The sequence below is a fragment of the Streptomyces sp. NPDC055140 genome, assembly GCF_053607285.1.
This window is the reverse complement of the sequence record NZ_JBSGTG010000002.1, coordinates 666,412-679,504: the sequence shown is the minus strand read 5'-3', so window position 1 is coordinate 679,504 and position 13,093 is coordinate 666,412. Positions and strand designations below refer to the sequence as shown.

The following is a 13,093-nucleotide window of genomic DNA, read 5'->3' as shown; positions in this document are numbered from 1 at the left end:
GTAAGCGCGCTGGGGAAGCCTGCGTGACCGAGCCCCTGTCGCCCCTGGCCTATCCGACGTCGAGATAGTCGCGGTCGATGTTCACCGTGGCGCCGCCCCAGGTCTCCTGGACCTCGCCGGCGTACTGGTGGATGCGCTGACTGCCCGGCCAGGCGGAAGCCGGGACGTAGCTGCCCGCGTCGGTGACGGCGGCACCGTTCCACGCGGCGAACCAGATGTGGTCGACGCGCGTGTACGCCGGGTTGTCGTGCTCGGCCGCCGCGTCGCGGATACCGGAAGAGGCGCCGGAGTAGAAGCCGGAGAGATAGCCGCCGGCGTGCAGCGCCTCGGTCCAGCCGGACAGGTAGGAGAGGACGGCCGCCTTGCAGGAGGCGGTGGAGGCGTAGCCCTCGATGTCGTTGTAGAGGGCGCTCCCGGCCGGGATTCCGAGCGCCCGGGCGGCGGACACCGAGCCGACGGCGGCAGTGGCGCCCTGAGAGCGTGCGGTGGCCGGATCGGCGGACATCCTGTTGGAGAAGGTGGTGCAGGGGGCTTGCCTGCCGACCTCGATCGGGATGAGCCGCCACCCCTTCGCGGTCTGCTTGCTCACCCAGGAGGCGGTGAGGTTCGGCTGCGCGCAGGCTCGTGTCTGGCCGCTGATGTAGACGCCGACGGCGCCGTACGGGGACTTGCCCCGCCAGGCGTCCATCGTCCCCTGGGAGGGCGCGGTGCAGGCGTCGAAGCCATGGCCGGTGAATTCGCCGGGCTGCGCCCCCGCGGCGGCCGCGGTCCGCGCCGCACGGGCTGTCGGCAGCGGCGCGGGATTGCCGCCCGCCGTCAGGGTCGCCGACCCCAGGACCTTGCGTACCGCGGTCTCGTTGGCATCGGTGTGCGACGCGGTGACGAGTACGCCCGCGCTCTCGACAGCGACCTGGATCTCGTCGTTGGTGGAGACCGCGCCCGGAGCGACGGCCGATTGACCGGCGGCGCGTGCCGTGGAGGGCGTCACACGGTTGGGGTCAAGACCGGCAAGCGGTTCGACGACCAGGCCCTCCGTGCGTCCGACCAGCCTCGCCGGACACGTCGACCCGTTCCCGGGACGGCCCAGATAGACAGTGGGCCGGTCGAAACGTACGCAGGTGTCGGGGCGCCGGTCGAGGTCGACGACCTGCCACGTGGCCGGGACCTGCACCTGGTAGCCGTGGTACGTCACCACTTGTGCGCCGTCCTGCGCTTCCGCCGGAGCTGCCCCGGCGGGCGCTGCGGACAAGGCCCCCAGTGCGACGAGCAGTGCCGCCGCGGTGGCGGCCGGGCCGCGCCTGCGCCGGATGATCGGACGAAGTCGCACGACAGTCTCCTCTTCGGAGGGGGATCAGGGTGACTGCAGCGCTAGGTGTACCGCGTCGGGCCAGCGAGGCGGCCGTACGACGCGAGGGAAGCGACGAGGTGTCATCCACTTTCCGCAGTCGCGGACACCGTCGACCCTCGCCGCATCTCCCTCGACCGGCATCCGGCTGAGGAACGGGGGGTTTGGGCGCTGAGCCGATACATGCCTGGTGCCGCGGCTGAGTAGCCGCGGGAAGCGCTGCCGACGGCGATTGCGATTCCGCCGACTTCTGGGGCGCGAGGAGCGGGGTCGCGACGGGGGCGTAGGGGGCCGGGCGGGTCGCCGGAACAAATGCTTGGCGCGCGGGCCGTCCCGTCCCGTACGCTCGGCGACGCCCGCCACGCAGTGGTGTGCGCACACGCGAGAAGCCAGGAGGTGGACTTCGATGAATGCCGTCACGCAGGGCGCTGCCCGCGTCCAGAAGCCCGTTCATCCCACCTCCGTGGCCACCGGCTGACCAACCAACTTCTCCCGCGCCTGTGAGCGCGCGCCGGGGCCACCCTTGTGAAGGGTCACCCCTTGAACTCCCCTTTCTCCACGGACATTTCCCGGCATCCTCTCGCCGACTTCGGCTGGGACGACGACTGGGCCACCGCGTTCGCCCCGTACGCCGCGCAGGGCCTCTTGCCCGGTCGCGTCGTCCGTGTCGACCGCGGTCAGTGCGACATCGTCACGCCCGGAGGACCCGTGCGCGCCGACACGGAGTTCGTCACCCCGCACGACCCGCTGCGGGTCATCTGCACCGGTGACTGGGCGGTGGTCGACGCCGACGGCGGCGATCCCCGCTACGTCCGCACGTATCTGCCGCGCCGCACGTCCTTCGTGCGGTCGACCTCGTCGAAGCGGTCGGAGGGCCAGGTCCTCGCGGCCAACGTCGACCACGCCGTGATCGCCGTGTCGCTCGCCGCCGAGCTCGACCTCGGCCGTATCGAGCGGTTCCTCGCCCTGGCGTGGGAGTCCGGCGCCCAGCCCGTCGTCGTCCTCACCAAGGCCGACCTCGTGCCGGACGCCGCGACCATCGCGCACCTCGTCTCCGACGTGGAAACGGCGGCGCCCGGCGTGCAGGTGCTCGCGGTCAGCGCCGAGCGGGACCACGGCATCGACACGCTCGGCGCGCTCCTCGACGGGACGTCCGTGCTCCTCGGCCAGTCCGGAGCGGGCAAGTCGACGCTCGCCAACGCCCTGCTCGGCGCCGATGTCATGGACGTGCACGCCGTGCGCGACGTCGACGGCAAGGGCCGGCACACCACGACCACCCGCAACCTGCTGGTCCTGCCGACCGGCGGCGTCCTGATCGACACCCCCGGGCTGCGTGGCGTCGGGCTCTTCGACGCCGAGGCCGGCGTCGGGCAGGTCTTCTCGGAGATCGAGGCCCTGGCAGAGGGGTGCCGGTTCCACGACTGCGCCCACGACGCCGAGCCGGGATGCGCCGTGCTGGCCGCGCTCGACGACGGGACACTGCCCCCGCGCCGCCTCGACAGCTATCGCAAGCTGCTCCGCGAGAACCGGCGGCTCGCCGCCCGCACCGACGCCCGCCTGCGGGACGAGATGCGGCGCGTCTGGAAGATGCGCGGCGCCCAGGGCCGCGCCGCGATGGAGGCCAAGCGGGGGCGCCTCGGCTGAGCCGGTCTCGCGCGCGGCCCCCGCCGTCCCGTACGGGGCGCGGGGGCCGCGGCACACCCTGCGCCCCAGCGCCATGTCCGAATTCCGCCAGCCCCCGACGGCGCGCAGGCGCACACTGGAGGGCGTGATGATCGATGAGGACACGCGGTACGAAGCGGTGCGCAGCCGCGACGCGCGCTTCGACGGGGAGTTCTTCTTCGCCGTCGAGACGACCGGCATCTACTGCCGCCCCAGCTGCCCCGCGGTCACCCCCAAGCGAAAGAACGTCCGCTACTACGCCACCGCCGCGGCGGCGCAGGGCTCCGGTTTCCGCGCCTGCCGGCGCTGCCGCCCCGACGCCGTGCCGGGCTCGGCGGACTGGAACGTACGCGCCGACGTGGTGGGCCGCGCGATGCGCATGATCGGCGACGGCGTCGTCGACCGCGAGGGCGTCGCCGGGCTCGCGGTGCGCCTCGGGTACAGCGCCCGCCAGGTGCAGCGTCAGCTCACCACCGAGCTGGGCGCCGGACCCGTCGCCCTGGCCCGCGCCCAGCGCGCCCACACCGCGCGCATCCTGCTCCAGACGACCGGCCTGCCGATCACGGAGATCGCGTTCGCCGCGGGCTTCGCGAGCGTGCGCCAGTTCAACGACACGATCCGCGCGGTCTACGCCCGTACGCCCACGGAGCTGCGCGCCGAGGCCCCCGCCACCCGCGCCACCGCCACAGCGGCCGGTATCCCCCTGCGCCTCGCCCACCGCGGCCCCTACCAGGCCCGCCCCCTCTTCGACACCCTCGCCCGCGAGGCCCTCGACGGCGTCGAGGAGATGACCGGAACGCCGGGTGCCCGCATCTACCGGCGCACCCTGCGCCTGCCGTACGGCACCGGCGTCGTCTCCGTCGACGAGCGCACCAGGTCGACGCCCGCGAGCCGCGCCGCGCACCACGGCGGCTGGCTCGACGCCCGCATCCACCTCACCGACCTGCGCGACCTGACGACGGCCGTGGGACGCCTGCGGCGCCTGTTCGACCTGGACAGCGACCCGTACGCGATCGACGAGCGCCTCGGCGCCGACCCGCGCCTCGCGCCGCTCGTCGCCGCACGGCCCGGCCTGCGCGCACCGGGCGCCGCCGACCCCGACGAGCTGGCCGTGCGGCTCCTCGCCGGGCGGGCGGAGTCGGCGCGGCTCGTCGAGCGGTACGCGAAGGCCGTCGACGCGCCCTGTGGCACCCTCACCCATGTCTTCCCCTCACCCGACGACCTCGCCGGGGAGCCGGGACCCGTCGGCGCGCTCGCCACGGCCCTCGCCGGCGGCGCCCTGCGCCTCGATCCGGGCGCCGACCGCGACGACGCCGAGGCCGCCCTGCGCGCCCTGCCGGGCGTCGAGGCCCGCACCGCCGCCCTCATCCGCATGCGGTCCCTGGCCGACCCGGACGTGGCCCTGCCCCACGGGCCGGGGCAGGAACCCGTACCGGAAACCTGGCGCCCCTGGCGCACGTACGCACAGCAACACCTCTGGACACAGCGACAGTTGGAGCAGCAGTCATGACCGTGTACTACACCGTGCTCGACAGCCCCGTCGGTGAACTTCTGCTCACCGGCGACGAGTCGGGCGCCCTCACCTCACTGTCCGTGCCCGGGCAGAAGGGCGGCCGCACGGTGCAGCCCGGGTGGCGGCGCGCACCCGAGCGCTTCGCCGACGCCGAGAAGCAGCTCGCCGCCTACTTCGCCGGTGAACTCAAGGAATTCCACCTGGAGTTCAGCACGGAGGGCACCGAGTTCCGCGAGAAGGTGTGGGCGGCGCTCGACGCCGTGCCGTACGGCGCGACGACCACGTACGGCGCCGTGGCCGCGAGCATCGGCGCCTCGCGCGCCGCGGTCCGCGCCATCGGCGGCGCGATCGGGGCCAACCCCCTCCTCATCGTCCGCCCCTGCCACCGGGTGATCGGCGCGGACGGCTCCCTCACCGGCTACGCGGGCGGACTCGAGCGCAAGCAGCAGCTGCTGTCCCTGGAGGGAGTCCTCCAGGACCACTAGTCGTCGAGCCCCCAGCTGTGGATCTTGCGCGGGTGGATGCGGATGAGTTCCTCGCTGAAGTGCGCGCCCAGGTGGTGCGGGCCGGTGAGGAGTTCGGCCTCGCCCCGGATGTCGACGCCCCGGACCTTCCACGGCTTGACGCTGAGGATGTCGTCGACGACAAGCGCGACCTTCGGGTTCGCCTGGAGGTTGCGCCACTTCTTCGTTTTCCCGAGCGCGTATCCGCCGACCAGGATCGTCCCGTCGTCCTGCGGGAAGAACCCCACCGGGTTCGCCTGCGGCTGGCCCTTCGGGTCGACGGTGGCCAGCCGTCCCAGGCGCTGGGACTTCAGATACGTGATCTCGGCCTCGCTGAATTCGGTCATGGCCTCAGCCAAACACGATCGCCCCCGCTACGCATCGGGCCCCGGCCCTAGGGCCGGGGCCCGATGCATCTCGTCGGCTGGGACCCCGCTCCCTGATCCAGCCCGACCCGAACGAAAGACCCTACGAGAAGAGGCGTGCGTACCTGTCGTGCCAGGGGTGCGCCTCCTCCAACTGCGCGCTCAGGGCGATCAGGGTGGCCTCGTCGGCGGGGCGGCCCACCAGGGAGACGCCCACCGGGATGCCGCCCTCCGGGGTCCAGTACAGGGGGACGTTGACCGCCGGCTGGCCCGTCATGTTGTACGGGCTGGTGAACGCGCTGAACGCGCTCTGGCGGCGCAGATTGTCGAGCGGGTCACCGGACTCGTCGAAGAACTCGAGCGGTTGCGGCAGCGTCGCCAGGGTCGGGGTGAGCACGACGTCGTAGCCGGACGTCGCCCGTACCGCGTGGCGTGCGGCGCGCTGCATCCCGGTGAGCGCGGCCGCGAGCTGCTCGCCGCTCACCCCACGCCCGAACTCGCGCCAGGCCCGGGTCACCGGCCGCAACAGCTCCTCCGCCCCGGCGTCGAGGGCGTGGCCGAGCGACTGAACCCCCCACGCCGTCACGAAGTGGCCGCTGATCTCGGGGCCGAACGGCGTCGGGATGTCTTCCACGATGTGCCCGAGATCCTCGAGCAGTCGCGAGGCGTGCTCCCAGGCCGCCACGCATACCGGGTCCACCGTCACGCCGTCTGCGGCGGGCCGCGCGTACCGGCCGATGCGCAGCCGCCCGGGGGAGCGCTCGGCGTGGGAGAGGAACGTCTCGCCCGGCGGGAGCGGCGGCGCCCAGTGCGGGTCGCCCTGCTCGGGCCCCGCCAGCGCGTCGAGCAGCGCCGCCGCGTCGCGCACGCTGCGCGCCAACGGACCTTGTACGGAGAGGCCGTTGACCTCGATCCCGGCGGGTCCCGAGCTGACCCGGCCACGCGACGGCTTGATGCCGAACAGGCCGCAGACGCTCGCCGGGATCCGGATGGAGCCGCCCCCGTCGCTGGCGTGGGCGACCGGCACCAGGCCGAGCGCCACGGCCACCGCGGCCCCGCCGCTGGATCCCCCGGCGGACAGGGCCGGGTCCCACGGGTTGCGGGCCGGACCCGCCACATCGTTGTCGGTGTAGCAACAGCAGCCGAATTCGGGGGTGTTGGTCTTGCCTAGGCTGATCGTGCCTGCCTCGCGAAGCCGGGTCACGCTGTAGGCGTCGGCGTCCGGCACATGGCCCGCGAAGGCTTTGGACCCGTACGTCGTGCGCACGCCGGCCGTGTCGACCAGATCCTTGACCGCCGTCGGCACGCCGAACAGCGGTGGCAGGTCCCCGTCCGCGCGCCGCTCCTGCGCGGCCGCCGCTCCGGCCAGAGCGGCGTCGGACGTCACCGTCAGGAAGGCGCCGAACCGCTCGTCGTAGCGCTCCACCCGGTCCAGGTGATGTCGTACGAGTTCCACCGGGCCGACCTCGCCCTTGCGGACGGCGGCGGCCTGTTCGAGCGCGCCGAGTGCGTGCAGTTGAGTCGGGGCGGTCATGCGGGGCTCTCCTTCAGCTCGGCGACCTGCCGGGCCACCAGTTCCTCGTGCTCCTCGACGTCGCGGCGGGCGTCGCGCGGCCGCCACCTGCCCGTCATCACGAAGATGAACGGCAGGAACAGCACCTGCCCGCCGAGACACACCCACCACCAGGTCTGCCACGCGTGCGCGTTGTCCGCGCTCGCCCGCTGCACCTCGGGTCCGTGCTCGCGCAGGATCTTCAGCTGCGGCGCCGCCTTCTGCACGGTCCTCAGCCCTTCGGCGCCGACCTCCTTCTGCGCCTGGGCGAGCAGCGGGGCGGGCACCTTGTCCGGCGCGTAGGTGCCGAGTTCGGCGAAGAGCTTCGGGTGGGCCTTGGTGATGGCGAGGGCCGGAGCCGCCTGCACCGACGCCGCCTTGACCTCCGCGCCGTGTTCGATCAGCGGGGTCACGGTGCTCACCACGAGCGGTACGAAGGCGGCGGACAGGGCGACGGTGATCCGCACGATCCAGCCCCACACGGCGAGACCCGTGGCGGTGGCCGCCGGGTTGTGCCGCTCGACCGTCTCCGTGAAGCTCGCCATCCACGGCGAGTACGCGATACCGCTGGTGACACCGATGCCCGCCACGATGAACGCGAACGTGTAGTAGCCGGTGTGCGGTTGGGTGGCGTGCAGGGTGAACGCCAGCGTGAAGCCTATGGACCCGAGCCCGCCGAGCAGCATGAAGGGCTTGCGCACGCGCAGGCGGTCCGAGAAGAGGCCGGCGAGGACCAGGGAGATCGCGTTCGCTCCCCAGTACCAGTTCAGCAGGGCGTTGGCGCGCTGGGGGGAGTACCCGAAGGTGGTGGCGAAGTAGAGCACGAAGTTGCCGACGGCGGCGAAGTACAGCAGGAGGTAGACGCTGATGGCGACGGCGGAGCCGATGACGTCGAGGCGGAGCATCTGGCGCCACTGACCGCGCAGCGCAGCCTCGGTGTCCATCCCCTTGGCCCGCGCCTCGACCAGGGCACGGTCGCGCAGGCTCACCATGATCTGGTCGCGCAGCGCCGGGGCGAGCTCGCGCAGTCCGAACAGCGCGACGACGAACACGACGAGGCCGCTGATGCCCGCGTAGCGGATCTCGTCCTGCCAGGTGGTGGCGCCGCTGAAGGTGCGGGAGGTGACGGCGGTGACCACGAGGCTGCCGATGATCGGCCCCATCGTCCAGTGGCCCATCGCCGAGGCCCGGCCGAGCTGCGGCGAGAAGTCCCTGATGAGCGCCGGGGTGGCGACCAGGATCATGCCCTCGACGAGTGACACGGCCGAATAGACGACCAGATAGCTCGCCTTGCCCGGCGCGTTGGGCAGGACGAACGTGGTGAGCAGGCCGACCAGGAGCAGGCCGTAGACCACGATGTTCGCCCGGCCCCAGCGGTCGGCGAGACCGGCCACCAGGGACGAGAAGGCGCCCACCGCGTTGGCGGCCACCGATATGTACACGAAGTACAGGAACGTCATGTGGTAGTGGCTGATGATGGCTGTCGACACCGCGTACTGGATGTACAGCTGGTAGTAGAGAACGATCGTGGCGAGCACCACGATCGCCAGGTACCAGAACCGGGGACCGCTCTCGGGGTAGCGGTCGAGCCGTCTGCCGCCGAGGCCGTTCAGTGCCGACGGGAACGGCCGGCTGGTGCGCCGCGCCGTGTCCGCCGGTGACGAAACCGACATCATGCCTCCCTGCTGTCGAGACACACGCCAGCGCGTGCATGGTCGGGGAGGCTAATACCGTCCAGTCGGTATCTCCTAGGGGTGGGACAAGGATTTGTGTTCCCTTTATGGCGGGAGCGTGGGTCCCGGTCCCGCCCGGAGCAGGGCAGGACCGGGATGCCGGCCAGGGGTTCACGTCAGGCGGGCAGTCCCCAGCGCGGGGCCGGCGCGTTCGCCATGACCGGCCCGACGCTCAGGTCGGGGCGGTCGCCCTGCGCCGTGACGAGCGCCGAGCCGCCCTTGCGCAGGGTGATCCGGATCGCCCCGTCGCCCGCATCCTCGTAGCGAAGTGGCCTGCCCCGCCCGTCTCGTACGTCGACCGCGCCCGCGATCCCGTGCCGCACCACGCACGGCGCCCCCGCCTCGCTCGCCAGTCGCACCCAGCGCGTCGTGCCGCCCTCACGCACCGCACTCAGCAGAAAGGCGCCCTGCGTACGGAAGTTGTGGACGGTGAGGTCCTTCCATGCGGCGGGCAGGGCCGGGAAGACGCGGATCACGTCGCCCCAGGACTGGCACACCATGTCGTGCAGGGACTGGGCGGCCGACAGCGGCGTCTCGATGACGGGGCCCGACTCCTTGTACATGGTGTTGGCCTGGATGAAGCGGGACATCAGCTGGCCCAGGTACTTGAGCGCGTCCTCGCCCTTGCCGAGCAGCGCCGACATCGAGGCCGCGCCCGTGAACGTATAGCCCTGGAGAGCCCCTTCGAAGCCGACCCAGTGGGCCAACGACTTCTCGATCAGGGCGAGTTCGTCGGGGGTGCGGCCGGTCAGCTCGTACAGCGGGTACACCGCGAGCATGTGCGAGTAGTGGCGATGGGACTTCGCGAAGGGGATGTCCGCGCCGATCATGAAGCCGTTCGTGTCCGTCGGGTAGGCCACGCGCCTGGTGAGCACCTCGCGCCAGCGCGGCGCCAACTCGTCGTCGATGCCGAGGAGTTCGGCCGAATCCAGCAGGGTCCGACAGCCCCACGTCAGGAGCATCAGGTCGTAGTTGCAGTCTCGGGTGTTGCCGCCGTACTCGGGCGAGAACGTCGCGGGCAGGTGCAGCTTGCCGTCGGCTCCCGGCTCCAGGAAGTGCAGGTAGTAGCTGATCGCCTTGCGCAGCAAGGGGAAGAGGACGTCGCGAAGGATCTTCTCGTCCATCGTGTGGCGGTAGCTCAGCCACACGTTGTGGAGTGCCCAGGTGAGGTTGCCGACCTCGGGGGTCGGAGTGTCCTGGCCGGGGATGCCGACGCCGTAACCCTGCGCGTTGCTCGTCGCGCCGCCGTTCACGAGGTGCATGTCCGTGGTACGCGGGATGCCGAGCGAGTCGGCTCGGTACGGGGCGGCCATCTCGGCGGTGAGGTTGTCCCGGAATTCGCCGAGCGCCCGTGTGACGGCGTCGAGTTCGAGGTGGTTCGAGCCGTGGATCAGCCAGTACTCCAGCTGCACGTTGAGGTTCCACCAGGTCGCGGGCCACGGCGTCGGCTCCAGCCAGGGGCCGCTGGTCGCCATCACGGGGGCGTCCCGGCGGGCGGCGGACGCCGTCTTGTAGAGCTGGATCCAGTAGAAGCGCTGGATGCGCGCGTCGGGGACGGACAGGAAGCTCTTGCGGTAGTACGCGTGCCACCAGGCGCGATGGGTCACGGCGAGGGCGTCGTACGGGAGCCGGGCCGCGGCCCGCACCGTCGAGACGGCCCGGTCGCGGGCGGTGGACTTCGGGAAGGAGTGCGCCACGTTCACGTACAGCGTCCGCCGCTCGCCGCGGGTGCGCTCGCGCCAGGCGGTGACGTACTGGCCGCCGGACAGGAGCGGCTGGACGGAGACGGAGACGCCGTCGTACTCACCGGACTCGGCGGGCGGATTGCCCAGGTAGCCGGCCGGGATCGGCTGGAACGCGGCGCGCGGGCTGATGGACTGCGCGGGGTGGAAGACCCATGCGAAGCCGCGCTCGCCCTCGGACGGGGTGACCTCGACGGCGAGGACGGAGAGACCGTTGGTGACCTGGGCGCGGATCGTGAGCGTGCCCTTGTCGGTGGTGAGGGTGCCGGTCAGCTCCGCGTCACGAAGGCGCAGGCGCCAGTCGAGGCCGGTGACGGCGCCGACGGGTTCGAGGGTGAAGTAGCCGATGGGCAGCCGCGCCAGACCGAACAGCGAGCCGAACTCCGGCCGGTGGTCCTGGACCTCGGAGTGTTGGACGTTGAAGCGGATCGCGTTCTTCCCGGGCTCCTGGTAGATCCCGGAGCCGAGCAGGCCGTTGCCCAGGTACGGGCCCTCGTACCAGGTCTTCGGCATCTTCTGCCAGACGAGATCGGCGTCGTCGAGGACAGTGCGCCAGGCGTCTTCGGAGGGGGTGCTCGCCGCTGGGGCGGGGATCGCGGTGGGGGTGGCGGCGGTGGCCTGTGACGGCAGCCCACCCGCCAGCGCGGCCCCGGCGAGGGTGGATCCGGTGGCGAGCACGGTCCTTCTGGACGGTCTTGGCATGGCGCGGCCTCCACGTGTCGAAGCAGACGTCGATTCATCGGAGCTATCCCCTGCGGCAAGCTAGAGATGTGACGAGGGCCCGTCAATATGCCGGGAGAGATCCGATGTAACTCGTGCTACGTGGATGCTGTACGTGTACATGAACCGGAGCGCCTAGCGCCAGATCACGGCCCCGATCCAGGCGCCCACGATGAGCAGGCAGGCGAAGAGTTCGGCCAGGACGCTGGAGCCGCCGGCGCGCATCGCGGTCCGGGTCGAGGCGACGGCGTCGCCGTGCCGGCCGAGGCGCAGGCGCTCGCAGAGGTAGATACCTCCGATGAACCCCGGGATCGATCCGATCACCGGGATCACGCAGAAACCGACGAGGGCTCCGGTCCCGGCCCATATCGCGGTGCGGCGCGTGGCCCCGCTCTCGCGCAGCCGGCGCGGCGGGAGCTGCCAGCGAAGCACCTGGGCGGCGAGCAGGACCGCGGTGGCGCCGACCAGGACACCCCAGGCCGGCCCGTTCGGGTCCTGGAGCGACCACACGAGGACCGCGGCCCACACGAGCCACGACCCGGGCACCCCGGGCACGAGCACCCCGCACAGGCCGAGCAGCATCACCACTCCCACCAGCAGGAGTTCCCACACGCCCATCTGCCAAGAGTGCCGGACAACGACGGAACCCGCAGATCGCAGAGCTTCACGCTCCGCCACCACCGACGGCTTTCGGCCGCGGAACTCGGCCCTCCGCGACACGCTCCCCGCGCGGCTCCGCCCGCCGCGGAACTCAGCCCTCCGCGAGGTGCTCCCCGCGCGGCTCCGCCGGAACGTCCCGAGACACCCAGCCCCGCTCGTACGCGTGCCAGCCCAGCTGGAGCCGCGTCGTCACACCGGCCAGTTCCATCAGGCGCTTCACCCTGCGCTGGACCGTGCGAAGCCCCAGGTCGAGCTGCTTGGCGACGCTCGCGTCCGTGAGTCCGGCCAGAAGAAGGGAGAGGATCTCCAGGTCCGTGCCGTCGGGGCCGTCCGGCTCCTGCTCGGTGATGGTGCGGCTGCTCTCGCCGAGCCGCAGCGGCAGCGCGTCCCGCCAGACCGCCTCGAACAGGCCGGACAGCGACTCAAGGAGCCCGCTCGCGTGGACGACGAGCGCCGCGGGCTCCGCCGTGCGCGAGGTCAGCGGCACCATCGCGAGCGTCCCGTCGGCGATCACCAGCTTCGTCGGTACCCGGTCCACGACCCGTACCTGCTCGTCCCGCCCGATCGCGGCCGACAGCTCCGTCAGCCCCGTCGGCATCGAGAGCACCTCGCGCTCCACCACGACCCGGTACGCGACGCCCCGGCCGGTGGCCTGCTCCTCCGCCTCGTTGTCCATGCCCGAGACGGCGATCGGATTGCCGGTGACCAGCGCGCACACCTCGTCCGTCGCGCCCAGCTGAAGCTGGAGGAACCGCTGCGCGACGGCCGCCGCGCCCGTGACCACCTCGACCAGGTCGTGCACGGCCGGCTCCGCGGCCTGTGCCCGGTACTCCTCCGCGAGCAGCGCCGCCGCCAGCTCCGCCTTCTCCAGCTCGTGCCGCTGCTGCGTCAGAAGCGCGCCGAGCGCGACGCCCGGCGGGGCCGCCACCCAGCGCCCCGGCCGCGCGGACGACTGCGCCGCGAGCCCGTGCCGCTCGAGCCGGCGCAGCGCGTGCTCTGTCTCGTACTCGGCGAGGGCGAGCCGCCCCGCGAGATCGGGCACGTCGGCCGCGCCCAGCGACACGAGCGCGCGGTAGGCGCTCTCGTGCATCTCGTCCAGACCTATCGCACCCAGCATGCGGCGATGCCCCTCCCCGAGCCTCGGTTCCGGCGGCACCGTGGCGGGAAACGGCCACGGCACAAACCCGCCGCGCCCCATCTTCCCCGTATCACCGCTCTCTCTGCCAATGTGGCGCCACCGCAGCACCAACATCCGCCGGGAATGGGGCCTTTGCGCCGTATTCACCTGCGCTTTCACT

General features: G+C 72.0%; 10 protein-coding genes. 3 read left to right on the top strand and 7 right to left on the bottom strand.

What is annotated here, in order from left to right; genetic code table 11:
- Positions 1 to 49: 49 nt before the first annotated feature.
- The gene (locus ACWFR4_RS06855) at positions 50 to 1,327 is read right to left on the bottom strand and encodes a DUF1906 domain-containing protein (RefSeq protein ID WP_453468078.1); all 1,278 of its coding nucleotides are present in this window, start codon (positions 1,325 to 1,327) and stop codon (positions 50 to 52) included.
- A 558-nt stretch (positions 1,328 to 1,885) separates the two neighbouring features.
- Here ACWFR4_RS06855 and rsgA point away from each other — a divergent pair.
- The 3 genes from rsgA (at position 1,886) to ACWFR4_RS06840 (ending at position 5,005) form a co-directional block, all read left to right on the top strand.
- Complete coding sequence (gene rsgA / locus ACWFR4_RS06850; RefSeq protein ID WP_453651233.1) at positions 1,886 to 2,989, top strand: ribosome small subunit-dependent GTPase A; 1,104 nt, start codon at positions 1,886 to 1,888, stop codon at positions 2,987 to 2,989.
- Positions 2,990 to 3,116: 127 nt separating this feature from the next.
- Complete coding sequence (locus ACWFR4_RS06845) at positions 3,117 to 4,517, top strand: DNA-3-methyladenine glycosylase 2 family protein (RefSeq protein WP_453651425.1); 1,401 nt, start codon at positions 3,117 to 3,119, stop codon at positions 4,515 to 4,517.
- On the top strand, positions 4,514 to 5,005 hold the full coding sequence (locus tag ACWFR4_RS06840) for a methylated-DNA--[protein]-cysteine S-methyltransferase (RefSeq protein WP_453651231.1): 492 nt from the start codon (positions 4,514 to 4,516) through the stop codon (positions 5,003 to 5,005). Before ACWFR4_RS06845 ends, ACWFR4_RS06840 begins: the two co-directional genes overlap by 4 nt.
- Here the strand turns inward: ACWFR4_RS06840 and ACWFR4_RS06835 are convergent.
- The 6 genes from ACWFR4_RS06835 to ACWFR4_RS06810 form a co-directional block, all read right to left on the bottom strand.
- Positions 5,002 to 5,370 (bottom strand): PPOX class F420-dependent oxidoreductase, encoded by a 369-nt coding sequence (locus ACWFR4_RS06835; protein ID WP_453469499.1) that lies wholly within the window; start codon positions 5,368 to 5,370, stop codon positions 5,002 to 5,004. The two genes, ACWFR4_RS06840 and ACWFR4_RS06835, sit on opposite strands and share 4 nt — an antisense overlap.
- 121 nt (positions 5,371 to 5,491) lie before the next feature.
- Entirely contained in the window at positions 5,492 to 6,922 is a 1,431-nt protein-coding gene (locus ACWFR4_RS06830) for an amidase (RefSeq protein ID WP_453651229.1), read from the bottom strand.
- Positions 6,919 to 8,613 carry an MFS transporter gene (locus ACWFR4_RS06825; protein ID WP_453651227.1) on the bottom strand — a complete coding sequence of 565 codons (1,695 nt, stop codon included), beginning with the start codon at positions 8,611 to 8,613 and terminating at the stop codon, positions 6,919 to 6,921. The genes ACWFR4_RS06830 and ACWFR4_RS06825 overlap by 4 nt, the downstream gene beginning before the upstream one ends.
- Before the next feature lie 176 nt (positions 8,614 to 8,789).
- Positions 8,790 to 11,117, bottom strand: coding sequence for a glycosyl hydrolase family 95 catalytic domain-containing protein (locus tag ACWFR4_RS06820; protein ID WP_453651225.1), 2,328 nt, complete (start codon positions 11,115 to 11,117; stop codon positions 8,790 to 8,792).
- Positions 11,118 to 11,270: 153 nt separating this feature from the next.
- Positions 11,271 to 11,753: a DUF456 domain-containing protein gene (locus tag ACWFR4_RS06815; RefSeq protein WP_453651223.1), complete on the bottom strand. Its 483-nt coding sequence runs from the start codon at positions 11,751 to 11,753 to the stop codon at positions 11,271 to 11,273.
- A 133-nt stretch (positions 11,754 to 11,886) separates the two neighbouring features.
- A complete protein-coding gene (locus tag ACWFR4_RS06810; RefSeq protein ID WP_453651221.1) occupies positions 11,887 to 12,912 on the bottom strand; it encodes a winged helix-turn-helix transcriptional regulator in 1,026 nt (341 codons plus the stop codon).
- Positions 12,913 to 13,093 lie beyond the last annotated feature (181 nt).